Origin of the sequence: Xanthomonas hydrangeae (assembly GCF_032697525.1) — a bacterium.
GTDB classification, from domain to species: Bacteria; Pseudomonadota; Gammaproteobacteria; order Xanthomonadales; family Xanthomonadaceae; genus Xanthomonas; species Xanthomonas hydrangeae.
In genome coordinates this window covers 5,094,937-5,110,239 of sequence record NZ_CP103836.1, presented here as the reverse complement: position 1 = coordinate 5,110,239, position 15,303 = coordinate 5,094,937, and the positions used below count along the sequence as shown (strand labels likewise).

The window sequence follows — 15,303 nt, the reverse complement described above, 5'->3', positions numbered from 1 at the left end:
CTTGTGTCTGTTGCCACCTTCGGCAGGACTGTCGCCATCCTCCCTTCCGCGTGACGCGTTCCGGAGGAGTGCGAGCCGTTGTCGGATCGATTGGTGTCGGACACCGCTGTCGCGGCTCTTCCAACAGTCGCCATGAGAGAGGCGCAAAAAAAGACCGGCGCATGCGCCGGTCTTGGTGTATCACACGTGTGTCGTAGGCCTTACGCAGACAACTCCAGCAGCAACTTGTTCAACCGCTTCACATACCCGGCCGGGTCCTTGAGACTATCGCCCGCCGCCAACGCAGCCTGGTCGAATAGCACCCGGCTCAAATCGCCGAAGCGGTCCATATCCTGTTCCGCATCCAGCTTTTCGATCAGCGGGTGGGCGGGGTTGAATTCGAACACCGGCTTGGTTTCCGGCACGGCCTGGCCGCTGGCTTCCAGCAGTTGACGCATCTGCAGGCCCAGGTCGCCCTGGCCGATGGCGAGGATGGCCGGGGAATCGGTCAGGCGGTGCGAGACGCGGACTTCGGCCACGTCATCGCCCAGGGCTGCCTTGATGCGCGAGGCCAGGCCTTCCTTGGATTTGGCGACTTCTTCCTGGGCCTTCTTGTCTTCTTCCGAATCCAGCTTGCCCAGGTCCAAATCGCCGCGTGCCACGTCCACGAACGACTTGCCGTCGAACTCGGTGAGGTAGCTCATCAGCCACTCGTCGATGCGGTCGGTGAGCAGCAGCACTTCGATGCCCTTCTTGCGGAACACTTCCAGATGCGGGCTGTCCTTGATCTGCGCGTAGCTTTCGCCGGTGAGGTAATACAGCTTGTCCTGGCCCTCGGCCAGGCGGCTCACGTAATCGGCCAGGCCCACGCTCTGCGCGCCAGTGGTGTCGTGCGTGGAAGAGAAGCGCAGCAGGCCGGCGATCTTTTCGCGGTTGGCATAATCTTCGGCAGGGCCTTCCTTCAGCGCCTGGCCGAAGTTGCGCCAGAACGTCACATACTCTTCGGGCTTGTCCTTGGCCAGTTTTTCCAGCATGTCCAGCGCACGCTTGGTCAGCGCGGACTTCATCGAGTCCACCACCGGGCCGGATTGCAGGATCTCGCGCGACACATTGAGCGACAGGTCGGACGAATCCACCACGCCCTTGATGAAACGCAGGTACAGCGGCAGGAACTGCTCGGCCTGATCCAGCACGAACACGCGCTGCACGTACAACTTCAGGCCCTTGGCCGAATCGCGGTGGTACAGGTCGAACGGCGCACGCCCGGGCACGAACAGCAGCGAGGTGTAATCCAGCTTGCCTTCGACCTTGTTGTGGCTCCACGCCAGCGGGTTGCCCGCATCGTGCGCAACGTGCTTATAGAACTCCTGGTATTCCTGCTCGCTGATCTCGCTCTTGGGGCGCGTCCACAGCGCGCTGGCGCGGTTGACCGCTTCCCATTGCGGCTCAGCCGGCGCGTCGGCTTCTTCGCCGTGATGCTCCTTGCGCATTTCGATCGGCAGACCGATGTGGTCGGAGTACTTCTTGAGGATGCCGCGCAGCGTCCAGCCGTCGGCGAAGCTGTCTTCGCCTTCCTTCAGGTGCAGCACGATGCGGGTGCCGCGCTCGGGCTTGTCGATGCTGGCGATTTCGAACTCGCCTTCGCCACGTGAGGACCAGTGCACGCCCTCGTTGGCGGGCAGGCCGGCGCGACGCGAATACACATCGACCTGGTCGGCGACGATGAAGGCGCTGTAGAAGCCCACGCCGAACTGGCCGATCAGGTTGGCGTCCTTCTTCTGGTCGCCGCTCAGGTGCTTGAGGAAGTCGGCAGTGCCGGACTTGGCGATCGTGCCCAAATGCGAGACCGCATCCTCGCGGCTCATGCCGATGCCGTTGTCGTCGATGGTGACGGTGCGCGCGTCCTTGTCGTAGTCCACGCGAATGCGCAACTCGCCGCCGCCTTCCAGCAGTTCCGGCTTCACCAGTGCCTCGAAACGCAGCTTGTCGGCGGCGTCGGCGGCATTGGACACCAGCTCGCGCAGGAAGATTTCCTTGTTCGAGTACAACGAATGGATCATCAGCTGCAGCAGCTGCTTGACCTCGGTCTGGAAGCCAAGGGTCTGCTTGTCGGTATCAACGGTCATTGGGGTCGTGCTCCGTGGTGGTCCAGGCCGCAGTGCGGCCGATGGCCTGGGGGATGAGGTCGCACGGGGATTTTTTCAAGGCAAGCCGGTGGATCCGGCAATGTCGGCGCACTGCGACAGCCGCGGCGCCAGCGCCGGGCAGCGCTATCATGGCGGCCCCGTTTGCCTTGCCTTGCTCCATGCCGCCACGCGTCCTGCCACTCTCCCGCGCTTGTTGTCCTTCATCAGGAACGCTGCTATGAGCCGTCCCGCACGGCCGGCGCCGCGTGGCGCGGAAGGGCAGGTGCGCATCGTCGGCGGGCGCTGGCGCAACACCAAGCTGGCGGTGCCGGATCTGCCGGGCCTGCGCCCGAGCAGCGACCGGGTCCGCGAAACGGTATTCAACTGGCTGATGCCGCGCCTGCCTGGTGCGCGCGTGTTGGACCTGTTCGCCGGTTCCGGCGCGCTGGGCCTGGAAGCGGTGTCGCGCGGCGCTGCACATGCGACCCTGATCGAGCGCGACCCTGGCCTGGTGCAGCGGCTGCGCGAGCATGTGACCAGGCTGGATGCGGCCGATCAGGTACAGGTGCTGCAGGAAGATGCACTGCGCTGGCTGGAGCGCGCACCCGCCGCGCAGGCCAGCATCGTGTTCGTCGACCCGCCGTTTGCCGCCGGCCTGTGGCCGAGCGTGCTGGAACGCCTGCCCGCGCACCTCACACCGGATGCCTGGCTGTATCTGGAAGGCCCGGCCGAACTGCCGCCGCAGGTACCGGCCGGCTGGCATCTGCACCGCGAAGGCGCCACCCAGCAGGTACGCTATGCGCTGTACCGCCGGGCCGCTGCTACACTGAACAGCGACCCGACCCCGGTAGTTTCCGTATGAGCGTGGCCAACAGCCGCACCGCCGTCTATCCCGGTACCTTCGACCCGATCACCAACGGTCATATCGACCTGGTGAATCGCGCCGCGCCGTTGTTTGAGCGGGTGGTGGTCGGTGTTGCCTACAGTCCGTCCAAGGGGCCGGCGCTGCCGCTGGAGCGCCGCGTCGAGCTCGCCCAGGAAGCCTTGGCCGCACATGCCAATGTGGAAGTGCGCGGCTTCGATACGCTGCTGGCGCATTTCGTGCGCGACATGGGTGCCGGTGTGCTGCTGCGCGGTCTGCGCGCGGTGTCCGACTTCGAATACGAATTCCAGATGGCCAGCATGAACCGCCATCTGATACCGGAGGTGGAGACGCTGTTTCTCACCCCGGCCGAGCAATACAGCTTCATCTCGTCCTCGCTGGTGCGCGAAATCGCGCGGCTGGGCGGGGACGTGTCCGGTTTCGTTCCGGCTTCGGTCGTCGAGGCCTTGCGGCAGGTACGCGAGTCCCGCGCGCAGGCCTGATTCTCTAGCAGTCACATCACCACATGCTTTTCAAAGGGAGGAGTTTCATGAAACACACAATGCGCGCGCTGGTGCTCGCTTCGATCGCCGCTCTGGCCGTCACCGCCTGCAAGAAGGAAGAGCCGGCGCCAACCGCTGCTGCCGCCCCGGCTGTGCTGACCGCACCGGCCAAGGACGACAACGCCGGCTGGAAGAAGTACCTGCAGGAAGTGGTTGGCCAGAACCTGGGTGCCACCACCAACAGCCCGTTCCTGTATTACTTGCCGCCGGAGTCCGATGCCGAGTTCGCCGGCAGCTACGAGCGTCAGCTGGAAAGCGTCAAGACCGCGCTCGCCCGTGGCGTGCAGCCGGGCAACATGCTGGCCTTCGGGTCGTCGGCCTCGACCAAGATGGCCGATCTGATCGACGCCGCGTTCAAGGACGTGCCGGCCGATTCGATGAAGGGCGTGCGCGTGTTGTTCATCGGCAATGCGGCCGAGAATGCGCGCGTGCAGACCATCGTCCAGCCCAAGGGCGTGGAATACACCTTCGTTGAAGCCAAGTAATGCCGTACCAGGCCGGACGCGCGGGAGGGCGCATCCGGCCGCAGCATGCGGATCCAGCCGCATGCTGCTGAATTCGCATGCCACCGGAGCCGGCCCTGTCAGGCCGGTCTCCGACAGCGCCCACGGCGTTGTCCCCTGGTTGATCCGCGCCATGTGCGCCCGCCTGCAGCAGTACGTTGCGTTCCAGCGCCTGCGGTTGAATCGCGCTGCCTCGCATCGCATGGTGTTGCCGATATGTCGCTGAAAATCAACGAGCTCTGCGTCAACTGCGATGTCTGCGAGCCGGCGTGCCCGAATCAGGCCATCTCGATGGGCGAAACCATCTACGTCATCGACCCGGCACGCTGCACCGAGTGCGTGGGCCATTTCGACGAGGCGCAATGCGTGGTGGTGTGCCCGGTCGAATGCATCGACCCGGATCCGGCCATCCCGGAAACCCATGATCAATTGCTCGCCAAGCTCATGCAGCTGCAGCGCGATCACCCCGAACTGTACGAACAGGAGCCTCCCGCCCCGTGAGCATTTTTTCCCGACATTTCTCTGCGCGCGGCCTGTTGCTGCTGGCCTTCGTGCTGGCACCGCCGGCGTGGTCTGCCGATGGCAGCAGACCTGCGGCGGCTGCGACCTCGCCGGTGGCGGCGCATCCGCCGGGCGCGGCGATTGCCAGCGGACACACCTTGGCCACCGATGCCGGCCTGCAGATCCTGCGCGAAGGCGGCAATGCCTTCGATGCGGCCATCGCGGTGTCGTCCACGCTGGCGGTGGTCGAGCCGATCAGCTCGGGCCTGGGCGGCGGTGGCTTCTTCCTGCTGCACGATGCCAAGACCGGCAAGGACGTGATGCTGGACGCGCGCGAGACCGCGCCCGAGTCGGCCAGCGAGGCGCAGTTTCTCGACAAGAAAGGCGAGCTGGATCGCGACCGTTCGGTCAACGGCCCGTGGTCGGCCGGTATTCCCGGGCTGCCCGCCGCGCTGGTGGAACTGGCCTCCAAACACGGCCGGCTGCCACTGAAGCAATCGCTGGCACCGTCGATCCGCATCGCCACCGAGGGCTTCCCCGTGTACGCGCGCATGGCCAAGGGCTATGCTTCGCGGCGCGAAGTGATGGAGCGTTACCCCGGCACGCGCGAGGTGTATCTGCGCGGCGGCAAGCCCATTGCCGAAGGCGACATCTTCAAGCAGCCCGAGCTCGCACATACGTTGAAGCTGCTTGGCGACAAGGGCTTCGATGGCTTCTACAAGGGCGAAACCGCCAAGAAACTGCTGGCTGGCGTCAAGCAGGCCGGTGGGCAGTGGAAGGCCGCCGAGCTGTCCGGATATCGGGTGAAGGAGCGCACGCCGATCCAGTTCGATTACCGCGGCTGGAAGATCACCACCGCGCCGCCGCCGTCCTCCGGCGGGATTGCACTCGCTGCGATGCTGCAGATTCTGGAAGGCTGGGATCTGGACAAGCTAGACGACGCGCACCGCACCCATCTGGTGGTGGAAGCGATGCGCCGCGCCTACCGCGACCGCACCTTTTTCCTGGGCGACCCGGACTTTGTCGCCGTGCCGCAGCGCGTGCTGACCAGCAAGGATTACGCGCAGGGCCTGCGTGCCACGATCAACCCGGAGAAGGCCACGCCCAGCGATCTGCTGTCGGGCAATCCCACCCCGCTGGAAGACGACGAGACCACGCATTTCTCCATCATCGACAGCGAAGGCAACCGCGTCGGCGCCACCCAGACCGTCAACCTGCTGTACGGCTCCGGCCTGATCCCCAAGGGCACCGGCGTGCTGCTCAACGACGAGATGGACGACTTCGCGCTCAAGCCGGGCACGCCGAACGCCTTCGGCGTGATGGGCTATGCCGCCAACGCGCCCAAGCCGGGCAAGCGCATGCTCAGCTCGATGACGCCGACCTTCATGGAATCGGCCGACAAGGTTGCGGTGATCGGCACTCCGGGCGGCAGCCGCATCATCACCATGGTGCTGCTCGGCATCCTGGGCTACGACGCCGGCCTGGACGCGCAGCAGGTCAGCGCCTTGCCGCGTTATCACCACCAGTGGTTGCCGGACGTGATCGAGGCCGAGAGCAACGCGTTCTCGCCGCAGACCGCCAAGGCGCTGCAAGCGATGGGCCACGCGCTCAAGCTACCCGGCGACACCGCCGCCGGCGGCCGCGGTTCCAGCCACGTGTGGGGCAATCTGCAGACCGTGGAGTGGGACAAGCGCAGCAACGTGCTCAGCGGCGGCAGCGACCCGCGTAATCCGGTGGGCAAGGCGCAAGTGCAGCTGGCGACGCCGACGCGTTGAGTGCGGCCATGTCCTGTACTCGCATTGCGAAGGACGCAATACGCACGTCGGTGCCTGCAGAGTGGCGCTGGGTGGGCCACGGCCCACCCTGCGCTGCCCGCAACAGCTTGCAGCGGCGCATGCGCCAACACTGGCGCGATCGCCGCATGCGATCAGTTGAGCTTGAAGTAGGTTCCGTTGTGCTGTGCGTCGTAGCAGGTGGCGCCTTGCAGACGTTTGTCGTTGGTGTTGCCGGGTGACTGTGGATAGACATGGCACGCCAGATACGGAGCCGGGTTGCCGGTGAAACGGAGCGTGAAGTGTTGCTTGCCATCGGTCGCACTGGTGTGGACCCCGCCATTGGCCAGGATCGTGACCTCGCACGTGGCCTGCGGCGCGGTTTCGCACTGGTGCAATAGCGTCTGCAACGGTCCTGTGATGTTGGCGTACATGCCGGAGATCCAACTGTTGAGGGTCTGGTTGGCATTGGCGTTCCATTGCTTGGTCGCCAGCGCGGTCTGACTCAGGGTCAGCAGACCCATCGACAGCATTGCGGCGAGGCATCTCCCCATGCGCGGACGCCGCCGCATGCTGCACGGCCTCGAGCCAGTGCGGGTGGAATGGGAGAGGCGTGTGATCGGCTGGGTAGTCATCTGTGATCCTTGGATGATGAGGAAGGCCATGCCCTGGCTACTCGGGATGGCGAGTGCGCGGTAGGTCGATGCGGTGCGGTGATACATGGCATCGCCGCACCGCCAAGGTAGGTCGATGCTGCTGGAAAGAATTGGCGGAAACGACGGCAATTGCCGGGCTTTCAACGTGAAGTCGCTGCCTGCGGTGAGCGGTTTGCAGTGTTTCCGCGAAAGGGCCGACCAACCCGGTGGAATTGCTGATATCGCACTGCGCGCATCGGCAGCCGGTCGCAGAATCGGAGCAGATCGCGGCCTGCACTGCGGTAGGGTGATGGTGCGTGGCTGGGCAACCGATGGCACGCCCCGGCCAATGTCGGCAAGGTGTGCTTGTCGCTGCTATGCAATGCCGCCACCATTGGGGCATGAAGCCTTTCCACGCCATCCCGACCGTCGTTCTCGTGCTTGCTTCTGCAGGCTGTTCCGCCCAGGCCGCGGATGATCCTTCCGTTGGCCGCATCCACGTCAATCAGCTCGGCTATCTACCCGGTTCGTCCAAGCTTGCTGTCGTCGGGTTGCCGCAAGACGCGGTAGCCGGCTCGGACCGCTTCACAGTCGAAGATGCGCAGGGCCGCCGCTTGCTGGAGGGCAAGCTGCAAGCCGCCGCGCCATGGTCGCCGGCCGGCCAGCAGGCACGGGTGGTGGATTTTTCCAGCGTACGCACGCCGGGCACGTATCGATTGAACATCGACGGGCTGCCGGCGTCCGATCCATTCCCGATTGCAGCCGGCGCGTATCAGCCAGTGCTCGATGCATCGCTGAAAGCGTTCTATTTCAACCGCGCCAGCACTGCGCTGCCGGCGCAGTTTGCCGGGCGCTATGCGCGTGCGGCCGGGCACCCGGATACGCAGGTGCGGATCCACCCTTCCGCGGCATCGGCCACGCGTCCGGCCGACAGCGTGATCAGTGCGCCCAAGGGCTGGTACGACGCCGGTGACTACAACAAGTACATCGTCAACTCCGGCATCAGCACCTACACCTTGCTGGCGGCCTACGAGCAGTATCCGGCGCTGTTCAAGGCACAGGCCCTGACCATCCCCGACGACGCACCCGGCGTGCCCGGCATCCTGCAGGAGACCCGGTGGAATCTGGAGTGGATGCTGGCCATGCAGGACCCGGCCGATGGCGGCGTGTACCACAAGCTCACCGACAAGCAGTTCGATGGGTTGGTGATGCCCGAGCAGGCCAAGCAACAACGCTATGTGGTCATGAAGGCCACTGCGGCCACACTGGATTTCGCTGCGGTGATGGCGGCGGCCAGCCGCGTCTATGCACCGTTCGACAAGCAGTATCCCGGCGCATCGGCGCGTATGTTGAAAGCCGCGCGCAGTGCCTGGGCGTGGGCGCAGCAGCATCCGGATGTGATCTATCGTCAGCCCGACGACGTGCGCACCGGCGGCTACGACGACGCGCAGGTGGGCGATGAATTCGCCTGGGCTGCGGCGGAGTTGTATGTGACCACGCGCGAGGATGGCTTCTACGATGCGATGATCGCGCGCAATGTGCCGGCCAGCGTGCCGGGCTGGAGCAATGTCGGCGGACTGGCGTGGATGTCGCTGGCCGAGCATCGCGACCAGCTCACCCCGCATGCCGACCGTGCACGCATCGCGCGTGAGATCACCGGTCTGGCGCAGCGTCTTGCCGATGAATGGCAGTCCTCACCATGGCGTTTGGCGATGACGGACACCGACTTCGTGTGGGGCAGCAATGCAGTCGTGCTCAACCGCGCGATGATGTTGATGCAGGGCTACCGGCTGACCCAGCAGCGGCCCTTTCTGGATGCCGCGCAGTCTCAGCTGGATTACATCCTGGGGCGCAATCCGCTCGGGTTGTCGTTCGTTACCGGGGTAGGGTTGCGCAGCCCGCTGCATATCCACCATCGCCCTTCCGAAGCCGATGGTATCGATGCGCCGGTCCCGGGTTGGCTGGCCGGCGGCCCGCAACCCGGGCAGCAGGATGCCAAGGACTGCAAGGTGGCGTACCCCTCAAAACTGCCGGCGTTTTCGTATCTGGATAACGCCTGCAGTTATGCCAGCAATGAAGTGGCGATCAACTGGAATGCGCCGCTGGTGTATGTGAGTGCTGCGATTGAGGCGTCTACGCGGTAAGGCGGGGCGTCTTCAATGCGATGTCGCAGCGGTCCTTCTCCCATCGGGAGAAGGTGGCGCGCAGCGCCGGATGAGGGTGCGGCGGCAGCAAGAGCACTGGCAGACCGTACCCTCACCCCAACCCCTCTCCCGGGGGGAGAGGGGCTTTAGCTCACTCCACCCGCGTACCAAAAATCCGGTCGCCTGCATCGCCCAGGCCGGGCAGGATGTAGCCCTTGTCGTTGAGGTGGTCGTCGATCGCGGCGGTGTAGACCTCCACGTCCGGGTGCACGGCTTCCAGTGCTTTCAGGCCTTCCGGTGCGGCGACCAGGAAGATGCCCTTGATGCGGCGTGCGCCAGCGCGCTTGAGCATGTCGATGGTGGCGATCAGGGTGCCGCCGGTGGCCAGCATCGGGTCCAGGATCAGGGCGTCGCGTTCTTCCAGGCGCCCGGTGAGGCGTTCGAAGTAGGGCACCGGCTGCAGGGTTTCTTCGTCGCGCTGCAGGCCGACCACGCTCACGCGCGCGGCCGGGATCAGCGCCAGCACGCCGGGCAACATGCCCAACCCTGCGCGCAGGATCGGGACCAGGGTGATTTTTGCGCCGGCAATCCGCTGCACGGTCACCGGGCCGGCCCATCCGGGTTGCACGTGCGATTCGGTGTCCAGATTGGCGGTGGCCTCGTAAGCCAGCAACGTACCCAGCTCGGTGACCAGTTCGCGGAAGCCCTTGGTGCTCAAGGCGGCATCGCGCAGCAGACCGATCTTGTGTTGAACGAGGGGGTGGCGAACTTCGACGATTTTCATGGGCAGCGACAGGCGGGAGAGACCCACAGTGTGCCGCAGCCGGCGGCAGCGTCGCCACACATTGCGCGTGATCGCGCTTGCAGATGTCATGTCAGTGAAACGTCGTAGACATAGTGTGCCCACCCATTCTTAACCAATTGGGGAAGCACCCGTGCTCAACAAGACTCCGCTCTGCCTGGCGATCACGCTGACGTTGGCTGCGGCCACGTGGAGCCCGCTGGCGCTGGCGGCCGAGGGTGCTGCTGCTGGCGGCGCAGCAAGCGCTGCGGCCATCGATCTGGAGCGGCTGGAAGTGCGCCCGCAAACGGAATCGCAGGTGCGCGCGGTCGATCTCAAACGCAGTTCCGATGCCATCCAGGATGCGGTCGCGTCCGATGCGATGGGCCGCTACCCCGACAAGAATGTCGCAGAATCCTTGCAGCGCCTGCCTGGCGTCAGCGTGACGCGCGACCAGGGCGAGGGCCGCTTCGTGGTGATCCGCGGTCTGGATTCGGCGCTCAACAGCGTCACCATCGACGGCATGACCATGGGCACGCCGGAAGACGGCACACGCTCGGCGCCGCTGGACGTGATTCCCTCCGATTCCACCGAGCGGCTCAAGGTGGTCAAGTCGCCAACGCCTGACATGCCCGGCGATTCCATCGGCGGCGCAATTCAAGTGGAGTCCACCTCCGCATTCGATCGCGATGGCCGTACCTTGCGCGGCTCGGTCGAAGGCAGCCACCAGTCGCTGTCGGGCAAGACCAGCCCGAAGGGCGCGTTCAACTACAGCGATATCTTCGATGGCACCTTCGGTGTGGCGGTGGGTGTGAACTACCAGGATCGCGAATTCGAATCCGACAACACCGAAGTGGCCTACGACAGTTTCGATGGCGGTGCGGCCGATGATTTGTTTGCCGGCGAAGTGCAGCGCCGTAAGTACTTCATCGAGCGCACCCGCATGGGCGCGAATCTCAATCTGGATTGGCGCCCGGACGAAGACAACCGCTATTACCTGCGTACGCTGTACAGCCGTTTCGACGATGCCGAAACGCGTCAGCGCACCATCTTCGGCCTGGCCGATGGGCAGGTCAGCGCCAATGGCGATGGCACCTACAACGTGGCCGATCTGCCGGCCGATTCGATCTCCAAGCGCGTGCGCTATCGCACCAAGAAAGAAGACACCATGGCCTTGAGCATGGGCGGCGAAAATCGCCTGAGCGCGGCCACCGTGGATTACAAGGTGGGCTACACCAAGACCACCGAGCGCGTGAACGATGAAATGGAAGCGCGCTTCAACTATGACGGCGACGATCTGTCGGCCACGGTCGATCAGAACAGCGGCATTCCGCGTTTGGGCTTTTCCGACAACGGCTGGCAGAGCAACGACGATTTCGTGTTCGACCGCTTCGTGCTTGCGCCCAAGCGGGTGGACGACAGCGAGCGCAGCGCGCAGGTCAACGTGCGCTTCGATGGCGAGCATGCCAGCCTGAAGATGGGTGTGCTCGGTCGTTGGCGCGAGCGCGATGTCAACGTGGACGAACGCGAGCTGCGTCGCGGCCCGGCGATCGACTTGAGCGACTGGACCACTGCCGCGCCGGAACACCGTGGCGGCACCTTGGGCGAAAGCATCGGCTCGGATGGCATGCGCCGTTACTGGAACACCTCCGGCAATCTGTACAGCGCACGTCCGCAGGATGTGGGCGGCAACCAGCAGGTCTCGCTGCAGGACGACTACACCGCCACCGAAGATGTGTTTGCGACGTACGCAATGGGCACCTGGGACATCGGGGCGCTGCGCATGATTGCCGGCGTGCGCGTGGAGAACACCCAGTTCAATGCCACCGGCAATCAGGTGGACGTGGCAGAAGACGGCCGCTCGGCCACGGTGACGCCACGCGAGGCGTCCAGCAGCTACACCAACGTGCTGCCGGGCCTGCACCTGCGCTACGACACCGGCAACGACTGGGTGCTGCGGTTTGCGGCCAACAAGACCTTGTCGCGCCCGTCGTTCGGCGATGTCTCGCCGCACGTGAGCATCAATCGCGGCGATGAGGAAGTGAGCATCGGCAATCCCGATCTCAATCCTTACCGTTCCACCAATCTGGATCTGTCGTTCGAGAAATACATCGGCAACACCGGTCTGATCTCGTTGGGCGTGTTCAACAAATCGATCGACGATTACATCGTGCAGACGATCAGCACCAACGATGCGGAATTCCCGGATTTGCAGGTCACGCGCTCGATCAATGGCGACACCGCAAAAGTACGCGGCGCCGAGTTCAACTGGCAGCAGACCCTGGACTTCCTGCCGGAAGGCTGGAATGGCCTGTTGGTCGGTGCCAGCGCCACCGTGCTGGACAGCGATTTCGATCCCGGCCTGAGCGACCGCGCCGGTGAGGACTTCACCTTGCCGCGTTCGTCCAAGCGGATCTACAGCGGGCATCTGGGTTACGAAAAATACGGTTTCAGTGCGCGTGTGGCAGCGGTGTATCGCAGCGAATACCTGGACACCATCGGCGCCAGCCGCGCGTACGATATTTACGTCGCTCCGCATACCCAGCTGGATTTCAGCATGAATTACCAATTCAACCGCCACGTCAGCCTGTATCTGGAAGCGCAGAACCTGCTGGACGAACCGCTGGAGCTGTACCAGGGCGTGCCCTCGCGCACGCTGCAGAATGAAGAATACGGCCGTACCTATGCGCTCGGCCTGAAGGTGGCACTGTGATCGCAACGCACACGCGGCTCCACACCACGTTACTTGCCACCGCACTGGCGCTGACGGCTTGCGCCAGCGCACCGGTCGACCGCGAAGCCGACGAGGCGCTGCTGAAAGACCCCTTGCTCAGCGAGGCCAAGGTGGCGCACGAAGTGGTGCCGGAAGCCTTCATCACCACTTCCACGCCGTCCGACAATCTGGACTCACCCGCCAGCTGGAGTGCGCCCGATGGCAGCCGTTGGTTGATCGCCACCGCCAAGGCCACGCATGCGCTGGTGGTGTTCGATGGCGACAACGGCAAACGCCTGCGCGTGGTCGGCGGCAAGGGCAAGGCGCTGGGCAAGCTGGATCGCCCGAACGGGATTTCGGTGGTCGACGATCTGGTGTTCGTGGTCGAGCGCGACAACCGCCGCGTGCAGGTGTTCTCGCTGCCGGACTTCAAGCCGTTGATCGCCTTCGGCCAGGACGAACTGCGCGAACCCTATGGCCTGTGGGTGCGCAAGCACGACGGCGGCTACGAGGTGGTGGTCAGCGACAACTACATGTCGCCGGCCAACAAGGATCTGCCGCCGCCGGTGGCCGACCTCGGTCAGCGCTTCCGGCGTTATCAATTGAACAACGCAGGGCAGGGCTGGCAATCGCGCCTGACCCAGAGCTTTGGCGATACCACCGAAGCGGGTGCGGTGCGGATTGCCGAATCGGTGTTCGGCGATGAAGCCAATGCGCGCTTGATGATTGCCGAAGAAGACGTGGCCGTGGGCACGCAGCTACGCGAGTACGGCATGGACGGGCGTTATCGCGGGCGCAATGTCGGCACCGGCCTGTTCAAGGCGCAGGCCGAGGGCATGACCTTGCTGGCGTGCAGCGATGGCAGCGGTTACTGGATCGCCACCGATCAGTTCAAGGACCGCAGCGTGTTCCAGGTGTTCGATCGCCAGAGCCTGGCGCATGTGGGCGCATTCGCCGGCCGGGTGACCGCCAATACCGATGGCGTGTGGCTGGATCAACGCGGCGATGCGCGCTTCCCCGGTGGCGTGTTCTATGCCTTGCATGACGACCAGGCGGTGGCCGCCTTCGATTGGCGCGATATCGCACGCACGCTGCGTTTGAAAGAGTGCGCGCTGTGAGCGCTGCGCGCGCGGCGCTGTCTGCAGCGCTGCTGCTGGTGGCAATGGCGAGCACTCAATCGTTCGCCGCCGAGCGCGCCGCCGAACCGAACACCCAGGTGCCGGCGGGCTCCACCCACTATGTCGCCGACGGCTTTCCGGACCGCATCGTCGTCACGCCCGCGCAGGATGCGGCGACCGGTTTCGCGGTGGCCTGGCGTACCGATGCCAGCGTCAACCAGCCGTGGCTGGAACTGGTCGTCGCCGGCGACTCGCCCGACGTGGGTACGCCGCGCCGCATTCGCGCCAGCACCGCCACGCTGAGCAGCGAAAACGGCAGCTCGCACCACCACCGCGCCGATATCGACGGGCTGAAGCCGGACACGCTGTACGCCTACCGCGTGCAGGGCAACCGCACCTGGGGCGCGTGGAATCATTTCCGCACCGCCGCCAGCCCCGACACGCCGCTGACGCTGCTGTACTTCGGCGACACCCAGAACAAGAACCTCAGCCTGGTCTCGCGGGTGATCCGCCAGGCCTGGCGCTCGGCACCGGACGCCAGGCTGGCGCTGTTCGCCGGCGACCTGGTCAGCGGCAATGACGGCCAGGACGACAACGAATGGGCCGAATGGTTTGAAGCCGGGCGCTGGTTGCTGGAAGGCACCGCAGTGGCGCCGGCGCCGGGCAATCACGAGTATCACGAAGAGGGCGAGGACACCCCGCAGGCCACGCGCACGCTCGGCAACCACTGGCCGGTGACCTTCGCCCTGCCGCGCAACGGGCCGTCGGCCACCGCGCGCACCAGCTATTGGTTCGACTACCAGGGCGTGCGCATCGCCGTGCTCGACGGTACCTCCGTGCTGGATCTGGGCACCGGCCCGGCGCAGGCGCAGTGGCTGGAGACCGTATTGGCCGATAATCCGCATCCGTGGTCGATCGTGCTGATCCATCAGCCGTTCTTCTCGCCGCGCGCCGATCGCGAGAACGAAAAGTTGGTCGAGCAGGTGCTGCCGGTGATCCGTCGCCACAAGGTCGATCTGGTGCTGCAGGGCCACGACCACACCTACGGCCGGCGTGGCGATGAGGCCGGGCAGGCGACGCCGGTGTTCGTGGTGTCGGTGGCCGGGCCCAAGCAGTACCGGCTCTCGGATATGGCTCGCAAGACCATGCGCCCGGTCGGCGAAGATACCCAGCTGTATCAGGTGCTTCGCATCGACAACCAGACGTTGCTCTACGAGTCGCGCACCGCCACCGGACGTCTCTACGATGCCTTCGAGCTCAAGCGCGATACGACCGGGGCCAAGCGGTTGATCGAACACGAAGCAGGACGCATCGCCCCGCGCGATTGCCCACGCAGTGCAACGCTCAAGGGACGGGCGGATCGCTGCTGGGAATAAATACGCTGTGACGAATGCGAAAGAGTTGGGGCGGATCGGCCTACCGAGTTAGGGAGATGTGAGGAAACTTCGCTGATGCATTGATTTTTCCAATGGTTACCTCGTATGCCAATTGAAAAGTGTGAGTTACATCACACAAAAAATGGGCATAGGGTGTGGTTAGCCGGATCTCCATCCGGGTAGCCGGGTGTCAGGTCGGCGCTGGATGGAGGTGGCGGTGCCCCCAGCCC

12 protein-coding genes are annotated in these 15,303 nt (G+C 64.7%); 9 read left to right on the top strand and 3 right to left on the bottom strand.

What is annotated here, in order from left to right; translation table 11 throughout:
- Positions 1 to 200 precede the first annotated feature (200 nt).
- Positions 201 to 2,105 carry a molecular chaperone HtpG gene (gene htpG / locus NYR97_RS21570; protein WP_316695703.1) on the bottom strand — a complete coding sequence of 635 codons (1,905 nt, stop codon included), beginning with the start codon at positions 2,103 to 2,105 and terminating at the stop codon, positions 201 to 203.
- A gap of 238 nt (positions 2,106 to 2,343) precedes the next feature.
- On the opposite strand from htpG, the gene rsmD reads away from it, so the two are divergent.
- The 5 genes from rsmD to ggt all read left to right on the top strand — a co-directional run bounded on the left by rsmD (position 2,344) and on the right by ggt (position 6,309).
- Complete coding sequence (rsmD, locus tag NYR97_RS21565; protein WP_316695701.1) at positions 2,344 to 2,967, top strand: 16S rRNA (guanine(966)-N(2))-methyltransferase RsmD; 624 nt, start codon at positions 2,344 to 2,346, stop codon at positions 2,965 to 2,967.
- A complete protein-coding gene (gene coaD, locus NYR97_RS21560) occupies positions 2,964 to 3,470 on the top strand; it encodes a pantetheine-phosphate adenylyltransferase (protein WP_016903280.1) in 507 nt (168 codons plus the stop codon). Before rsmD ends, coaD begins: the two co-directional genes overlap by 4 nt.
- Before the next feature lie 47 nt (positions 3,471 to 3,517).
- Positions 3,518 to 4,015, top strand: a complete 498-nt coding sequence (locus tag NYR97_RS21555) for a hypothetical protein (protein WP_316695699.1) — start codon at positions 3,518 to 3,520, stop codon at positions 4,013 to 4,015.
- Between the two features lie 234 nt (positions 4,016 to 4,249).
- Complete coding sequence (locus NYR97_RS21550) at positions 4,250 to 4,534, top strand: YfhL family 4Fe-4S dicluster ferredoxin (RefSeq protein WP_003489796.1); 285 nt, start codon at positions 4,250 to 4,252, stop codon at positions 4,532 to 4,534.
- The gene (gene ggt, locus NYR97_RS21545; RefSeq protein WP_316695690.1) at positions 4,531 to 6,309 is read left to right on the top strand and encodes a gamma-glutamyltransferase; all 1,779 of its coding nucleotides are present in this window, start codon (positions 4,531 to 4,533) and stop codon (positions 6,307 to 6,309) included. The genes NYR97_RS21550 and ggt overlap by 4 nt, the downstream gene beginning before the upstream one ends.
- 152 nt (positions 6,310 to 6,461) lie before the next feature.
- Here the strand turns inward: ggt and NYR97_RS21540 are convergent, their stop codons facing one another.
- Entirely contained in the window at positions 6,462 to 6,830 is a 369-nt protein-coding gene (locus tag NYR97_RS21540) for a hypothetical protein (RefSeq protein WP_316695689.1), read from the bottom strand.
- Between the two features lie 512 nt (positions 6,831 to 7,342).
- Between NYR97_RS21540 and NYR97_RS21535 the strand changes: the two genes are divergently transcribed.
- The gene (locus NYR97_RS21535) at positions 7,343 to 9,085 is read left to right on the top strand and encodes a glycoside hydrolase family 9 protein (protein WP_425613015.1); all 1,743 of its coding nucleotides are present in this window, start codon (positions 7,343 to 7,345) and stop codon (positions 9,083 to 9,085) included.
- 151 nt (positions 9,086 to 9,236) lie between these two features.
- On the opposite strand, the gene upp is transcribed toward NYR97_RS21535, so the two are convergent.
- Complete coding sequence (gene upp / locus NYR97_RS21530) at positions 9,237 to 9,869, bottom strand: uracil phosphoribosyltransferase (RefSeq protein ID WP_024940024.1); 633 nt, start codon at positions 9,867 to 9,869, stop codon at positions 9,237 to 9,239.
- Between the two features lie 151 nt (positions 9,870 to 10,020).
- On the opposite strand from upp, the gene NYR97_RS21525 reads away from it, so the two are divergent.
- From NYR97_RS21525 to NYR97_RS21515, 3 genes are read left to right on the top strand one after another with little or no spacing between them, the layout of a single operon-like run.
- Positions 10,021 to 12,579, top strand: a complete 2,559-nt coding sequence (locus NYR97_RS21525; protein WP_316695685.1) for a TonB-dependent receptor — start codon at positions 10,021 to 10,023, stop codon at positions 12,577 to 12,579.
- The gene (locus NYR97_RS21520) at positions 12,576 to 13,697 is read left to right on the top strand and encodes a phytase (RefSeq protein ID WP_316695684.1); all 1,122 of its coding nucleotides are present in this window, start codon (positions 12,576 to 12,578) and stop codon (positions 13,695 to 13,697) included. Before NYR97_RS21525 ends, NYR97_RS21520 begins: the two co-directional genes overlap by 4 nt.
- Positions 13,694 to 15,073 carry a purple acid phosphatase family protein gene (locus tag NYR97_RS21515; RefSeq protein ID WP_316695683.1) on the top strand — a complete coding sequence of 460 codons (1,380 nt, stop codon included), beginning with the start codon at positions 13,694 to 13,696 and terminating at the stop codon, positions 15,071 to 15,073. The genes NYR97_RS21520 and NYR97_RS21515 overlap by 4 nt, the downstream gene beginning before the upstream one ends.
- Positions 15,074 to 15,303 lie beyond the last annotated feature (230 nt).

Excerpts from the sequence above, each read along its gene's own strand:
- coaD (WP_016903280.1), top strand. The coding sequence starts at position 2,964 with ATGAGCGTGGCCAACAGCCGCACCGCCGTCTATCCCGGTACCTTCGAC.
- htpG (WP_316695703.1), bottom strand. The coding sequence starts at position 2,105 with ATGACCGTTGATACCGACAAGCAGACCCTTGGCTTCCAGACCGAGGTC.
- rsmD (WP_316695701.1), top strand. The coding sequence starts at position 2,344 with ATGAGCCGTCCCGCACGGCCGGCGCCGCGTGGCGCGGAAGGGCAGGTG.
- NYR97_RS21550 (WP_003489796.1), top strand. The coding sequence starts at position 4,250 with ATGTCGCTGAAAATCAACGAGCTCTGCGTCAACTGCGATGTCTGCGAG.
- NYR97_RS21540 (WP_316695689.1), bottom strand. The coding sequence starts at position 6,830 with ATGGGTCTGCTGACCCTGAGTCAGACCGCGCTGGCGACCAAGCAATGG.
- NYR97_RS21535 (WP_425613015.1), top strand. The coding sequence starts at position 7,343 with ATGAAGCCTTTCCACGCCATCCCGACCGTCGTTCTCGTGCTTGCTTCT.
- upp (WP_024940024.1), bottom strand. The coding sequence starts at position 9,869 with ATGAAAATCGTCGAAGTTCGCCACCCCCTCGTTCAACACAAGATCGGT.
- NYR97_RS21555 (WP_316695699.1), top strand. The coding sequence starts at position 3,518 with ATGAAACACACAATGCGCGCGCTGGTGCTCGCTTCGATCGCCGCTCTG.